Consider the following 14,340-nt stretch of genomic DNA (forward strand, 5'->3'; position numbering starts at 1 on the left):
CGGAAAACGTTGAGATTCTCGCTATTGGCGACATATGTTGAGCGGCGTCAAACGAGGAGGCGAGTGGTGGGAGATTCTCCCGGCAACGCGGCCATCACCGTTGCGGGCCTTTGGAAGATCTTCGGCTCCAGGGCGCAAAGAGTGCTGGACAGTGAAGACAAGCACCTCGATCCCGCCGCGCTGAGGGAGAAGACCGGCTGCACCGCCGCCGTCCGTGACGTGAGCTTCGAGGTACGCCCCGGAGAGGTCTTCGTCGTCATGGGCCTGTCCGGCAGCGGCAAGTCCACCCTCGTACGCTGCCTGACCAGGCTCATCGAGCCCAGCGCCGGCGAGATCAGAATCGGCGGCGAGGACATCCGCGCCGCCTCGCCCGCCCGGCTCCGCGAGATCCGCAGACACCAGGTGAGCATGGTCTTCCAGCACTTCGGCCTGCTGCCGCACCGCAGGGTGATCGACAACGTGGCGTACGGGCTGGAGGTCCAGGGCACCGAGAAACGCGTCAGGCACGCGCGGGCCGCCGAGATCCTCTCGCTCGTCGGCCTCGACGGCTACGCCGACGCCTATCCCGACCAGCTCTCCGGCGGCATGCAGCAGCGCGTGGGCCTGGCCAGGGCGCTGGCCGTGGAGCCCCAGGTGATGCTGTTCGACGAGCCGTTCAGCGCGCTCGACCCGCTCATCAGGCGCGACATGCAGGCCGAGGTGATCCGGCTGCACCGGGAAGTCGGCAAGACGATGTTGTTCATCACGCACGACCTGTCCGAGGCGCTCAAGCTGGGCGAACGGATCGCGATCATGCGGGCCGGCTCGATCGTGCAGCTCGGCACGGCCGAGGAGCTGGTCGGCGCGCCGGCCGACGACTACGTGGCCGACTTCGTGCGCGACGTGCCCAGGAGCAACGTGCTGAGCCTGCGCTGGATCTGCCGCGACCCCGAGCCCGGAGAGCCGCTCGACGGGCCGATGTTGCCGGCCACCACCGTCATCAAGGACGCGATCGGCGCGGCCTCCGCCTCCTCCAGGCCGGTCCGGGTGATGGACGGCGAAGACCTGGCCGGCGTGGTGGACCGGGTGGACCTGCTGTCGTTCCTTTCGGGCGCAAGGGCCGGCACGTGAGCTCCACGGCCGTCCCCACCCCCTCCCGGCTCGGGGGGCTGCCGAGGTGGGCGGCGCCGATCGGCGTGGCGGCCCTGTTCGTGGTGGCGTACCTCGTCTTCCAGGGCACGGGGACGCTGCCGCACGACAAGGAGGCGCCGCAGTTCCTGGCCGTCACCGACCTACGCGAGTGGATCGACGACCACCGCAACGACAACCCGCTCTTCCTGTACTTCCTCAACTACATCCGGCTCTTCGTGGGCGCGCTCTACACCCTGTTCGAGACCGTCCTGTACGCGCTCGGCTGGCCCGGCATCACCGGCATCATGGGCGGGCTGGCGTGGCTGGCCGGCGGCCGGCGGGTGGCGCTGGTGGCGGTCGGGGGCGTGAGCGCGTTCGGCGTGCTGGGGTTGTGGGAGTCGAGCGTGGACACGCTGGCCCTGGTCGCGGTGGCGGTGCTGCTGTCGCTGGCGATCGGGATTCCGGTGGGGATCTGGGCCGGGTTCTCCGTACGGGTGCGGCGGACGATCACTCCCGTGCTGGACGTCATGCAGATCATGCCGACGTTCGCCTATCTCGCGCCGCTCGCCCTGTTCTTCCACATCGGGGCGCCCGCCGGGGCCATCGCGACGATGATCTACTCGATCCCGCCGGCCATCCGGATCACCGCCCTGGCCATCTCGGAGGTCTCCCCCACGGCGGTCGAGGCGTCGGCCTCGCTGGGCGCCACGCGGCGGCAGACGTTGTTCAAGGTCTACCTGCCGCTGGCCAGGTCCACGATCGCGCTGGCGATCAACCAGACGATCATGATGGCGCTGTCCATGGTCGTCATCGCGACCCTCATCTCGGCCCCGGGGCTGGGCGGCGAGATCCTGCGCGGCCTGCACCGGGCCCAGGTCGGCATCATGTTGCCGGCCGGCATCGCGATCGTGATCATGGCGGTGGTGCTGGACCGGATGATGATGGCCGTCGCCCGCCGGGACCCGCACGCGAGGTTCGGCCGGGTGGATCTGCTCGCCGCCGGAGGGCTGATCGTCGCGGGCCTCGCGCTGATCCCCGTACTGCCGAAGGTCTGGCCGGAGAACCTGACGATCAACATGGTCGCCGAGGTGAACGACGCCGTGCGCTGGGCCGAGGTCAACTGGTACGGGGTCACCACGTGGATCAAGGACACGACCAGCTTCGCCCTGCTCAACCCCCTGGAGTCGCTGCTCACCTCGGCCCCGTGGTGGCTGGTCGCGCTCGCCGTGCTGGCCGTCGCCTACCGGGTGAGCGGCCTGCGTCCCGCGCTCACGGCGCTGGCCTGCCTGCTGGCGATCGCGCTGCTCGGCGTCTGGGAGCACACCATGCAGACGATGACCACGGTCGCCGTCGCGGTGCTGGTCACCCTGGTCATCGGCCTGCTGCTGGGCGTGGCCGCGGCCCGCTCGCCGCGCTACTCGGCCATCCAACGCCCCCTGCTCGACGCCGCGCAGACGATGCCCGCGTTCGTGTACCTGCTGCCGGCGCTGGCCCTGTTCGAGACGACCAGGTTCACCGCCATCTTCGCCTCCGTGATCTACGCGGTGCCGCCCGTGGTGCGCCTGGTCGAGGACGGCATCAAGGCGGTGCCCGGGACGGTCGTCGAGGCGGCCCTCTCCGCCGGTTCCACCCCCGGCCAGCTGCTGTGGAAGGTGCAACTGCCCATGGCCAGGCGGGCCATCCTGCTCGCCGCCAACCAGGGCATCGTGATGACGCTGGCCATGGTGGTCGTCGGCGGCCTGGTCGGGGCGGGGGCCCTCGGCTATGACGTGGTCACCGGGTTCTCCCAGCGGACCGACTTCGGCATGGGCTTCGTCGCGGGCATCGCGACCGTGCTCCTCGGAGTCATGCTCGACCGCATCACGCAGGGCGCCGACAGGCGTCCTTCCCCCCGAAAGAGGAAGTTCACATGAAGATTCGCCTGCTCGCAGGCCTGATGGTACTCGGGCTCGCCGCCGTGGGCTGCGGCGGAGCCACCGTGGACGGCACCACCGGCGCCTCCGCACCGGCATCCGGTTCCAGCGCCTCCGCGTCGGGGTCCGCCGGCACCGTCAAGATCGCGATCAACCCCTGGGTGGGGTACGAGGCCAGCGCGAACGTCGTCGCGTACCTGCTGAAGAACGAGCTCGGCTACACCGTCGAGCTGCCCGAGATCAAGGAGCAGCTCGCCTGGGAGGGCTTCGAGACCGGCGACGTGGACGTCATCATCGAGAACTGGGGTCATCCGGACCTGAAGAAGCAGTTCATCGAGGAGAAGAAGACCGCGCAGGTGGCGGGCTCCACCGGCAACAAGGGCGTCATCGGCTGGTACATCCCCAAGTGGATGGCCGACAAGCACCCCGACATCACCGACTACAAGAACCTGAACAAGTACGCGAGCCTGTTCAAGACCTCGGAGTCGGGTGACAAGGGCCAGTTGTTGTTCGGCGACCCGTCCTACGTCAGCAACGAGGAAGCCCTGATCAAGAACCTCAAGCTGAACTACAAGGTCGTCGTCGGCGGCAGCGAGGCGGCCCTGATCAAGGGCGCCCAGCAGGCGCAGGAGCAGAAGAAGGCGCTGCTGTTCTACTTCTGGGACCCGCACTGGCTCTTCAGCAAGACCGACCTGGTCCGGGTCAACCTGCCCGCCTACACCGAGGGCTGCGACGCCGAACCGAAGAAGGTGGCCTGCGACTACCCGGAGATGGACCTGGACAAGATCGTCAGCACCAAGTTCACGCAGACCGGCGGGAAGGCGTACGAGCTGGTCAAGAACTTCACGTGGACCAACGAAGACCAGAACGCCGTCGCCGACGACATGACCAACAACGGCATGACCGGCGAGGAGGCCGCCAAGAAGTGGGTGGAGGCCAACACCGCCAAGTGGCAGGCGTGGATTCCCAAATGATCCCGCTCAGAACGCGGCCCCGCCCGGCGGGGCCGCTCGTGGGGGCGCTCGTCCTGGTGCTGCTGCTGGCGGGCTGCTCCGGCGGTGAGCCGGAGACCGCGGCGGCGGGCGCCAAGGGCACGGTCAACATGGACATCCACGCCTGGGTGGGGTACGAGGCCCAGGCGGCCGTGATGGCGCACCTGCTGGAGAACGAGCTGGGCTACAAGGTGAACAAGCGGCCCATCAAAGAGGACCAGTCCTGGCGGGATTTCGAGTCCGGCAAGGTCGATGTGATCGTGGAGAGCTGGGGTCACAACGACTGGAAGAAGGAGTTCATCGAGGAGAAGAAAGTAGCGTTGTCGGCCGGTCTGACCGGAAACAAGGGCGTCATCGGGTGGTACGTGCCGGAGTGGATGGCCAAAAAGTATCCCGATATTACGGACTACCGAAACCTCAATAAGTACGCCAGCCTCTTCCGGACCGAAAAGACCGGAAACGCCGGTCAGGTTTTGGATGGCGATCCGACGTTCGTCACCAATGACGAGGCGATCGTCAAGAATCTCAAGCTGAATTACAAGGTCGTCTACTCGGGCAGCGAGGCCGCGCTGATCAAGGCGGCGCAGGAGGCGACGAAGAATCGGACGCCGCTGCTCATGTATTTCTACGAACCGCAATGGCTGTTCACCAAGGTGAAGCTCGTCAAGGTCGCGCTGCCGGCCTACGCCGTGGGCTGCGACGACCAGCCGTCCAAGGTCGCCTGCGACTATCCGCCGTACCTGCTGGACAAGATCGTCAGCCGGCGGTTCGCGGAGACGGGCGGGCAGGCGTACGAGCTGGTGCGCAACTTCAACTGGACCAACGACGACCAGAACGTCGTGGCCGGCCTCATGGTCAACGAGAAGCTGAGCGCCGAGGACGCCGCCGAGCGGTGGGTGGCCGAGAACAAGATCGTGTGGAAGGACTGGATCCCCCGTTGAGGTTCGACTTCGTCATCGTGGGCGGCGGCTCGGCCGGCTGCGCCCTGGCCAACCGGCTGAGCGCCGACCCCTCGACGTCGGTGCTGGTGCTGGAGGCCGGCCGGCCCGACTACCTGTGGGACGTGTTCATCCACATGCCGGCGGCGCTGATGTTCCCGATCGGCAGCCGGTTCTACGACTGGAAGTACGAGTCGGAGCCGGAGCCGTACCTGGGCGGGCGGCGCGTCTACCACGCCCGCGGCAAGGTGCTGGGCGGCTCCAGCAGCATCAACGGGATGATCTTCCAGCGGGGCAATCCGCTGGACTACGAACGCTGGGCCGCCGATCCCGGCATGAAGCGCTGGGACTACGCGCACTGCCTGCCGTACTTCAAGAGGATGGAGAACTGCCTGGCCGACCCCGGCACGGACTTCCGCGGCGGCGCGGGCCCGCTGAAGCTGGAGCGCGGGCCCGCGCGCGGGCCGCTGTTCGAGGCGTTCTTCGAGGCGGTCCAGCAGGCCGGCCACCCGCTGACCGACGACGTGAACGGCTACCGCCAGGAGGGCTTCGCCGCCTTCGACCGCAACGTGCACCGCGGCCGGCGGCTCAGCGCCGCCCGCGCCTACCTCCACCCCGTACGCCACCGGCCGAACCTGAAGGTCAGAACGCGGGCCTTCGTGGAGAAGGTGCTCTTCGACGGCGCCCGCGCGGTCGGGGTGATCTGCGACGGCCGGCGCATCGACGCCTCGGAGGTCATCCTCTGCGGCGGCGCCGTCAACACCCCCCAGCTCCTCCAGCTCTCCGGCGTGGGCCCCCGCTCCCTGCTGGAGCCCCTGGGCATCGAGGTGATCCACGACCTGCCCGGGGTCGGCGAGAACCTTCAGGACCACCTGGAGGTCTACGTCCAGCACGCCTGCACGCGGCCGGTCTCCCAGCAGCCGTCCCTGGCGATGTGGCGGCGTCCCCTCATCGGCGCCGACTGGCTCTTCCGCCGGCGCGGCCCCGGCGCCACCAACCACTTCGAGGCCGGCGGCTTCATCCGCTCGAACGACGAGGTGGCCTACCCCAACCTGATGTTCCACTTCCTGCCGATCGCCGTACGCTACGACGGCTCTGGCCCGGCGGGCGGCCACGGCTACCAGGTGCACATCGGCCCCATGTACTCCGACGCCCGCGGCTCGGTCCGCATCACCTCGGCCGACCCGCGCCACAAGCCCGCCCTGCGCTTCAACTACCTGTCCACCGACCAGGACCGCAGGGAGTGGGTGGAGGCGATCAGGCACGCCAGGGCGATCCTGTCCCAGCCCGCGTGGGCAGACCTGGACGGGGGTGAACTCTCCCCCGGCCCGTCGGTGCGTACGGACGAGGAGATCCTCTCTTGGGTCGCCAAGGACGCCGAGACCGCCCTGCACCCGTCGTGCACCTGCGCTATGGGCACCGGCGAGCTTTCGGTCGTGGACCCGGACACGATGCGCGTGCACGGCCTGGACGGGCTGCGCGTGGTGGACGCCTCGGCCATGCCCTACGTCACGAACGGCAACATCTACGCCCCGGTGATGATGCTCGCCGAAAAGTCCGCCGACCTCATCCTCGGCCACACCCCGCTGGCCCCGGAACCGGTGGACTTCTACCGGCACGGCTGAGGCGTCTGCCGTACGGTGTACCGTACGAAGGTGACAGTTGAGTTCTCAGGGAAGGGCGATCCCGCGCGCAGCCTCGCGCTGCTCTGGCGTACCACCGAGCGGGCCAGCCGTAAGGGCAAGCCGGAGCTGAGCGTGGACCGCGTCGTGCGCGCCGCCATCGAGGTGGCCGACGCCGAAGGGCTGCAGGCGCTGTCCATGCGCCGGGTGGCCGAGCGGCTGGGCGTGGGGACGATGTCGCTCTACACGTACGTGCCGGGCAAGCCGGAGTTGTTCGACGTCATGCTCGACCAGGTCTACGGCGAGACCGCCAGGCCGGAGGACGTAACGGGCGGCTGGCGGGGGCGGCTGGAGCAGATCGCCAGGGAGAACTGGGCGCTCTACCTGCGGCACCCGTGGTTGTTGCAGGTGGCGACGAGCCGGCCGGTGCTCGGGCCCAACGTCACCGCCAAGTACGACTACGAGTTGCGCGCCATCGACGGCATCGGCCTGTCGGACCTGGAGATGGACTCGGTGATCACGTTGGTCACCGGGTTCGTGCACGGCGCGGCCAGGGGCGCGGTGGAGTCGGCGCAGGCCGAGAGCCTGACGGGGCTGACCGACCAGCAGTGGTGGGCCGCGCACGCGCCCTTCCTCAGCCGGATCTCCGACGCCAGCCGCTACCCCACGGCGGCCAGGGTGGGGCAGGCCGCGGGCGAGGAGCTGAACGCGGCCTACAGCCCCGAGCACGCCTTCGAGTTCGGGCTGGAACGCGTGCTCGACGGCATCGAGGCCCTGGTCGCCAGGCGCGCCACCACCGCCAATGCCGATTAGACGCCGCTCAGTGCACGGCGCCGCTCAGTGCACGGCGGTGGTGTGGCGCGGGTCAGTGCACGGCGCTGGCGCGCGGGCGTGCGCGGGTCAGTGCACGGCGCTGGCACGCAGGCGTACGACGTGCTCGACCAGCGAGATCAGCGTCGCCTTGACCGATTCGCGGTGCCGGGCGTCGGTGCGCACGATCGGCACCTGCGGCGACAGCGCGAGCGCCTCCCTGACCTCCTCGTCGGAGTGCGGGAACTGCCCGTCCCAGCCGTTGACCCCGATCACGAAGGGCAGCTTGGCCTCTTCGAAGTAGTCGATGGCCGGGAAGCTGTCGGCCAGGCGGCGCGTGTCGAGCAGCACCACCGCGCCGATCGCCCCCTTGACCAGGTCATCCCACATGAACCAGAACCGGTGCTGTCCGGGCGTGCCGAACAGGTACAGGATCAGGTCGCGGTCGAGCGAGAGGCGGCCGAAGTCCATGGCCACGGTCGTGGTCTGCTTGTTCGGCGTCAGGCCGAGGTCGTCGATGCCCGCGGACGCGTCGGTCATCACCGCTTCCGTGGTGAGCGGGAGGATCTCCGACACCGCCCCCACGAACGTCGTCTTCCCGACGCCGAAGCCACCGGCGACGACGATCTTCGTCGACGTTAGCCCGGGGCTAGAGCCTGCGTAGTCCACTGAGCACCCTTTCGAGCATGTTGAGGTCTGGCTGTCCCTGGCTGAGGCGCGGCTGGTGCAGGCGGACAAGCCCTTCGTCGGACATGTCCGCCACAAGCACTCTGGCAACGCCCAGCGGGACGCGGAGCAGGGCCGAGATCTCGGCGACCGACCGGAACGACCTGCAGAGCTGCATGATGGACTCCTGCTCGGGGGTGAGCATGGCCATCTCGTCGTCCGGGATCGACATCGATGAGATCAACGTCTCCATCGCGAGGTGATAGCGCGGCTCGGAGCGGCCGCCTGTCACCGCGTAGGGACGGAACAGGGGCTCGTCGTCCCCGGCTCCGTCAGTGCCGTACACGGCCCGCTCCCATCAGTTCCATAACATCACCGCGTCCTGGCGGCCTGGAGCTCCGCGCGAAGGGACGGTGTGAGCGCCTGTCCCGCTCTGTCTACCAGCAACGTCATCTGGTACGCCACCAGGCCCATGTCACAATCCGGACCCGCCAGAACCGTCAGCACGGAGCCGTCGCTGATCGCCATGACCAGCAGCAGGCCGCGCTGCATCTCCACGACGGTCTGCGTCACCGCGCCGCCCTCGAACACCCTGGAAGCACCCACGGTCAGACTCAGCAGGCCGGCGGAGACCGCCGCGAGCTGGTCGGCACGGTCCGGCGGGAAACCCTCCGAGGCGGCCAGGCAGAGCCCGTCCGCCGAGACCACGACGGCATGCGCGACTCCGGGCGTGTTACGCACGAAATCCGTGATCAGCCAGTCGAACCTGTGCGCCTCATGACTAAGGGTTGTCACGCATCCTCCCCGGCGGGACGCTTACTCACTCTGTTCCTCCTGTCCACGTACTTCCTGGCGGCCCCGTCGAACACCCTGCTGGTAGCTGGCCATCCTGCTGCGCATCCGGTCCGCTGAGACCGGGGGCGTCGGCTCCGGCCGCTGCGGCTGCTGCCGCGCGGGCTGGCTCGCCGTGCCCGGCACGAGGTTGGCCTTCGGGGTTCGCTTGGGAAGCCCGGCGGCGGTGATGCCGCCGAGGCTGGGATCGCTGGCTCTGGCCGCCGCTTGCCACCCGGCGTCCGCGGCCGTTCGCCACGATTCCTCCCCAGAGGGTACGGCTTGGGCGGGCCCGGGCTCACCGCCGCCTCCCGGCTGCTGTGCGGCCTCGCCCGGCGGCCTGCGGAACCAGGCCGACTCGACCGAGGCGAAGATCGGCAGGAACTCTTCCTGCTTCTGCTCCATCGGCGAATAGTCCACCGAGGGCGCGGGATCCGGGGTGCGTACCTCGTTGGTCGGGTACGACGGGGGCGGCGTCTGGAACGCGCCATTACCAGACGGCGAAACGGGCGGGCTGGGGTACGAAGGGTAGGTCCCTGAGTCGAACGAGCCCGGCTGCCTGCGGTAGGAGCCGCCGTCGGTGTCGGCGGTGAAGCCGGTGACGCCCGGTTCCGAGTTGTACGGCCTGGGGGCGCCCGGCATGCTGTCGTACGAACGCGGACCCTGCCCCAGAACACCCGGCCCCGGAACACCCGGCCCCGGAGCGCCCGGCAGTTGGTTCGGCGGCGGCCCGCTGTTGTACGCGCCCGGCCCCTGCGGAGCACCCTGGCCGCCGTCGAACGGGACGAACCCCTGAGCGGGCGGCGCCGCGTGCCGTGGCCGGCCGTTGTCGGGCGGCCCCTGCCTGGCCGGACCCGCCTCGAAGGAGTCGAAGCTGGCGAAGGACCTGAACGACCCGTTCGGCGGGGGCGAGCCCACCTGACCCGGACCCACCTGACCCGGACCCACCTGCCCCGGACCCACCTGCCCCGGACCCGCCTGACCCGGACCCGTCTGACCCGGACCCGTCTGACCGGCGGGCAAGGCGCCGCCGCCGAACGCGGGCCGCTGCGGCAACTGCGGCTGCGTCCCGTCGGCGAGCAGCGTGGGCGGCAGCAGCACCATGGCGATCAGGCCGTTGCCCTCGCCCCTGCGCAGCTGCACCCTGATGCCGTGGCGCAGCGCCAGCCGGCCGACCACGAACAGGCCCATGCGCCGGGAGACCGACACGTCCACGACGGGCGGCTCGGCGAGGCGGCGGTTGGCCTCGGCCAACTCCTCCTCGGTCATGCTGATGCCGGTGTCGCTGACCGACAGCAGCGCGCCGCCGCCCTCGATGAGGCTGCTGGTGACCGTGACCTGGGAGGTGCTCGGGGAGAACTGGATGGCGTTCTCGACCAGCTCGGCGACCAGGTGGACCAGGTCGTTGGCGCAGCTGCCGAGCACCGAGGTGCTCCGGTGCACCTTGACCTGGACGCGCTCGTAACCCTCGACCTCCGACAGCGCGGCGCGTACGACGTCGACCAGCTTGGCCGGCTGGCTGCGCCGGCGGGTGGCCTCGTGACCGGCCAGGACCAGGAGGTTCTCGGAGTTGCGGCGCATGCGGGTGGCCAGGTGGTCGAGCTTGAACAGGTCGGCCAGCCGGCCGCCGTCCTGCTCGCCCTTCTCCAGGCCGTCGATCAGCGAGATCTGCCGCTCGACCAGCGTCTGCGTGCGGCGGGAGAGGTTGACGAACATCGAGCTGATGTTGCTGCGCAGTTCGGCCTCCTCACCGGCGAGCCGCACGGCCTGCCGGTGCACCTGGTCGAAGGCCCGCGCCACCTCGCCGATCTCGTCGTGGCCCTCGACCTCGATGGGCTGCACGTCGCGCACGTTCGTGTCGCCGCTGACGCGCAGCTGGCGCACCACGTCGGGCAGCCGGAAGCCGGCCACCTCCAGCGCCTCGGTACGCAGCCTGCGCAGCGGGCCGACCAGGGACCGGGCGATGGCGACGGTGAGCAGCAGGACGACCACCAGCAGCGCCACGATCAGGCCGCCCGCGATGATCGCGTTGCGGGTCTCGGCGGAGCGCAGGTCCTGGCTGCGCAGGGCGACGGCGTCGGCCACGTCCTTCTCGATGCCCCGCAGCACCTCGACGGAGGTCTTGTTGTCGTTGAACCACTTCAGGCGATCGCCGCCGGCGGAGATGAGGTTGTCGGTGATGCGGGCGCCGGGCTGCCGTCCACTGGCCAGCGTGATCGCGCGGGACTTGGTGAGCTGCACGATGACGTACTCGGGGCTGGAGGTCAGCGCCTTGGACAACTCCAGGCCGAACTCCGCGCCGCCCTCGGCGCCCACGGTGGCGATGTCGCTCTGCTGGCGGGCGTTGGAGGCGATGAACTGCTCCACCACCTTGGCGTCCACCCTGTTCGGCTGGTAGGAGGCCTGCAGGAGCTGGACGCGCTGGCGGGAGATCTCCTCCTTGGCCGAGGCGAGCGCGCTCAGGGCGCGGAACTGGCCGACGATCTGGGAGTCGTCCGTCATCAGGGCCAGCTCGTCGTGCAGGTCGAGCAGGGTGTCGGTGAGGGAGTCGTAGCGGCTGGTGTTGGTCTGGCCCTCGGCCCTGATCCTGGACAGCCGGCCCAGGTCGGACTCCGCCTGCGCGGCGGCCTTGACCACACGGGGGCCGTAGGAGTCGTCCATGGCGGCGAGGTCGGTGCGCACGGTCTTGATCAGCGTGTCTACGGCTGCCTTTTCCGCCGCGTACTCGTCGGCGTACTCGTTGCGGATCGCGCGGCCACCGGCGCCGATCCAGCCGCCCCTGTCACGCTCCAGCCCGACCGCCTGTACCAGGTCGCGGAGCCGGCCGGCCTGTTCGGTCGCGGAGGCCGTACGGTCGTAGTCCTCGATGCTCTGGACCGACTCCACCACGCGCGCTCCCCCGAGCACGACGCCGGCGATGGTGGGCACCAGGATGAGTGCCGTGAGCCGCCACCTCACCCGCCAGTTTCGCAAACTGAGCCGATGTAGCGGCCGCTTGCCGCGGTCTGGTCGCGCGGCTGGGCCGCTGCCCGAATTCCCCGTTGTCACCGCTCCCGCTACCCCACAATCGTCCCGTCCGCACCCGGGTCCCAAGCCGTCCACAAGGTATCCGCAGCTTCTGACTTATCCGGCAAATCGGACACAATCGTTACAAATGCGACCGCCACTTGTGTGCTGTTGGTTATCGCAGTGCGGCAAGGACTTGATCGTGGACTTGAGCCCGCTGCGCGTCGTCGCTGAGAGGGCGACCAGCGCGGTCCACGACATAGAAGACGTCCACCGCCTCCGCGCCGAGAGTCTCCACGCGAGCAGCCCTCACGTCAAGACCACACTCACCGAACGCCCGCCCAATACGCCACAACAGTCCCGGCCTGTCATGGGCCCTGACTTCCACCACAGTGGCGGTCGCGGAGGCGTCGTCGACCAGCGTCACCCGAGGTGGGGCCACAGGTACGCGAGGCGGCCTGACCGAGCGGGTACGACGGGCCAGCCGCTGCTCGATGTCAAGACGTCCAGCAAGGACGAGACGGAGGTCGGACTCCAGGGTCGCGGGGTCGGGAGGGGAGCCGTACTCGGGGATCACGGAGAACTCGATCACCGCGGTGGAGCCCGCGGAGGCCGACGACGCGGAGCGCACGACGAGCCGGTGCGCGGACAGCACCCCGGCGGCGCTCCACAGCAGGCCCACCCGGTCGGGGGCGACGACCGTGACGGCTCCGCCGTTGACCCGGATGGCGCCGCCGCCGTGGCGGGCCAGCGCGGCCTGCTCGGCGGACAGGGTGGGCGCCTTGGGCGGGGGCGAGCCGGCCAGCACGGACCTGACCCGGCGTACCAGGTCGGCCACGAGACCGGCCTTCCAGCTGTTCCAGGCGGCGGGACCGGTCGCGTGGCCGTCGGCCACCGCCAGCGCGGCCAGCAGGTCGAGCACCTCGCGCGAGCCGACCGTGGCGGCGACCTTCTCGATCGTGACGGGGTCGTCGAGGTCCCTGCGGGTCGCGGTCTCGGGAAGGAGCAGGTGATGGCGTACGACGGTGGCCAGCGTCTCGACGTCCTGCGGGGGCAGGCCGATCCTGGCCGCGATGTCGCGGACCACCACCTCGCCGGTCGCCGAGTGGTCGCCGGGCCAGCCCTTGCCCACGTCGTGCAGGAGCGCGCCGATCAGCAGCAGATCGGGACGGGAGACCTCGCGGATGTGGCTGGCCGCGTTCGCGGCGGCCTCGATCAGGTGACGGTCGACCGTGAACCGGTGGATCGGGTTGCGCTGCGGGCGATGGCGTACGCGCTCCCAGTCAGGAAGCAGTTTGACAAGGATGCCCGCCTGGTCGAGCTCCTCCCACACCGGCACGGCGGCACGGCCCGCGCCGAGGATCGACACCAGCGCGTCCCGCGCCTCCTCGGGCCACGGCACCGGCATCGGAGGGGACTGAGCTGCGAGCATGGACACGGTGGCCGGTGCGAGCGGCAGCCCCGAGTCGGCCGCCGCGGCGGCGGCGCGCAGCACCAGGATGGGGTCCTTGCGGGGGTTGATCCCCCTGGCGAGCACCACCTCACCGGCGTGCTCGACCACCCCGTCCGCCAGTGGGCGGCGCCCTCGGGGGGCGGGGCCTGACAGCAGCCTGTCAACGGTGCGCCAGGTGGTGTCCATGGCATGGGAGACCGTACGGCCGGCCTCGGCGAGCCTGCGCATGAGCGCCTCGGCGTCCAGCAGGCCGAGCAGCCCGGCCACCGCGTCCTGTTCCTGAAGGACCAGCCGGTCGGTGCCGCGGGCAGTGACGACGTGCAGCGCGTGCCGCACGTCGAGAATGAACTCGTACGCCTCCCGCGCCCGCGGCCCCGGCGCCGAGGCGACCCAGGCGGCGGCCACGGCCTGCATGGCCTGCACGTCGCGCAGCCCGCCGCGGCCGTCCTTGAGGTCGGGTTCGAGCAGGAACGCCAGCTCGCCGCTGACCTGGGCCCGCTTGTCGGAGGCGTCACGCAGCTCGCCGAGCCTGCGCCGGGAGTCGGCGCGCCATTCGGCCAGCACCGCCTCCCTGGCCTTCCTGGTCAGGTCGGGGTCGCCGGCCACGTGCCTGGCCTGGATGAGGCCGAGCACGGCCTTGAGATCCTGCCGGGCGACGGAGACGGCCTCGTCCACCGTGCGTACGGAGTGGTCGAGGTTGACCGCCGAGTCCCAGATCGGATACCAGATCCGGTCGGCGATCCTGGCCACGTCGCCGCGGCCGTTGTGGAGCAGCACCAGGTCGAGGTCGCTACCCGGCGCCAGCTCGCCTCTGCCGAGGCTCCCGACGGCGACCAGTGAGACGTGGTCGCCGTCGCTCGCCGTGCGGAAGAGGTCTTTGAGCCAGCGATCGGTGTCCGTGGTCCGCTCCTTGCGGGCCGCGGCGTACGAACGGGCCTCTCCCCTCACAGTGCTGCCCCTCTGCCGAGCGTCGCCGGACGTCGTTGTCCGGGTACGGAT

11 protein-coding genes are annotated in these 14,340 nt (G+C 69.9%); 6 read left to right on the forward strand and 5 right to left on the reverse strand.

The features are described from left to right. Nucleotides 1–66 precede the first annotated feature (66 nt). Genes AB0I81_RS31735 through AB0I81_RS31760 form a run of 6 tightly spaced genes read left to right on the forward strand, consistent with a single transcriptional unit; the run spans nucleotide 67 to nucleotide 7,388 of the window. The gene (locus AB0I81_RS31735; protein ID WP_360663840.1) at nucleotides 67–1,110 is read left to right on the forward strand and encodes a glycine betaine/L-proline ABC transporter ATP-binding protein; all 1,044 of its coding nucleotides are present in this window, start codon (nucleotides 67–69) and stop codon (nucleotides 1,108–1,110) included. After that, on the forward strand, nucleotides 1,107–3,023 hold the full coding sequence (locus AB0I81_RS31740; RefSeq protein ID WP_360663842.1) for an ABC transporter permease subunit: 1,917 nt from the start codon (nucleotides 1,107–1,109) through the stop codon (nucleotides 3,021–3,023). Before AB0I81_RS31735 ends, AB0I81_RS31740 begins: the two co-directional genes overlap by 4 nt. Beyond that, nucleotides 3,020–3,997, forward strand: a complete 978-nt coding sequence (locus AB0I81_RS31745; protein WP_360663844.1) for an ABC transporter substrate-binding protein — start codon at nucleotides 3,020–3,022, stop codon at nucleotides 3,995–3,997. Before AB0I81_RS31740 ends, AB0I81_RS31745 begins: the two co-directional genes overlap by 4 nt. Then, nucleotides 3,994–4,956, forward strand: a complete 963-nt coding sequence (locus tag AB0I81_RS31750) for an ABC transporter substrate-binding protein (RefSeq protein ID WP_360663846.1) — start codon at nucleotides 3,994–3,996, stop codon at nucleotides 4,954–4,956. The genes AB0I81_RS31745 and AB0I81_RS31750 overlap by 4 nt, the downstream gene beginning before the upstream one ends. Beyond that, nucleotides 4,953–6,578 (forward strand): choline dehydrogenase, encoded by a 1,626-nt coding sequence (gene betA / locus AB0I81_RS31755; RefSeq protein ID WP_360663848.1) that lies wholly within the window; start codon nucleotides 4,953–4,955, stop codon nucleotides 6,576–6,578. Before AB0I81_RS31750 ends, betA begins: the two co-directional genes overlap by 4 nt. 30 nt (nucleotides 6,579–6,608) lie before the next feature. Next, complete coding sequence (locus AB0I81_RS31760; RefSeq protein ID WP_360663850.1) at nucleotides 6,609–7,388, forward strand: TetR/AcrR family transcriptional regulator; 780 nt, start codon at nucleotides 6,609–6,611, stop codon at nucleotides 7,386–7,388. 87 nt (nucleotides 7,389–7,475) lie between these two features. Here AB0I81_RS31760 and AB0I81_RS31765 read toward each other — a convergent pair whose 3' ends face one another. From AB0I81_RS31765 to AB0I81_RS31785, 5 genes are all read right to left on the reverse strand, one after another. Continuing rightward, complete coding sequence (locus AB0I81_RS31765) at nucleotides 7,476–8,054, reverse strand: ATP/GTP-binding protein (RefSeq protein WP_360663852.1); 579 nt, start codon at nucleotides 8,052–8,054, stop codon at nucleotides 7,476–7,478. Further along, nucleotides 8,035–8,397 carry a DUF742 domain-containing protein gene (locus tag AB0I81_RS31770; protein WP_360663854.1) on the reverse strand — a complete coding sequence of 121 codons (363 nt, stop codon included), beginning with the start codon at nucleotides 8,395–8,397 and terminating at the stop codon, nucleotides 8,035–8,037. Before AB0I81_RS31770 ends, AB0I81_RS31765 begins: the two co-directional genes overlap by 20 nt. A gap of 26 nt (nucleotides 8,398–8,423) precedes the next feature. Beyond that, complete coding sequence (locus AB0I81_RS31775; RefSeq protein WP_360663856.1) at nucleotides 8,424–8,846, reverse strand: roadblock/LC7 domain-containing protein; 423 nt, start codon at nucleotides 8,844–8,846, stop codon at nucleotides 8,424–8,426. 21 nt (nucleotides 8,847–8,867) lie between these two features. Further along, complete coding sequence (locus AB0I81_RS31780; RefSeq protein WP_360663858.1) at nucleotides 8,868–11,810, reverse strand: nitrate- and nitrite sensing domain-containing protein; 2,943 nt, start codon at nucleotides 11,808–11,810, stop codon at nucleotides 8,868–8,870. Between the two features lie 253 nt (nucleotides 11,811–12,063). Further along, the gene (locus tag AB0I81_RS31785; protein ID WP_360664430.1) at nucleotides 12,064–14,340 is read right to left on the reverse strand and encodes a [protein-PII] uridylyltransferase; all 2,277 of its coding nucleotides are present in this window, start codon (nucleotides 14,338–14,340) and stop codon (nucleotides 12,064–12,066) included.

Origin of the sequence: Nonomuraea sp. NPDC050404, assembly GCF_040655495.1 — a bacterium.
GTDB lineage: Bacteria > Actinomycetota > Actinomycetes > Streptosporangiales > Streptosporangiaceae > Nonomuraea.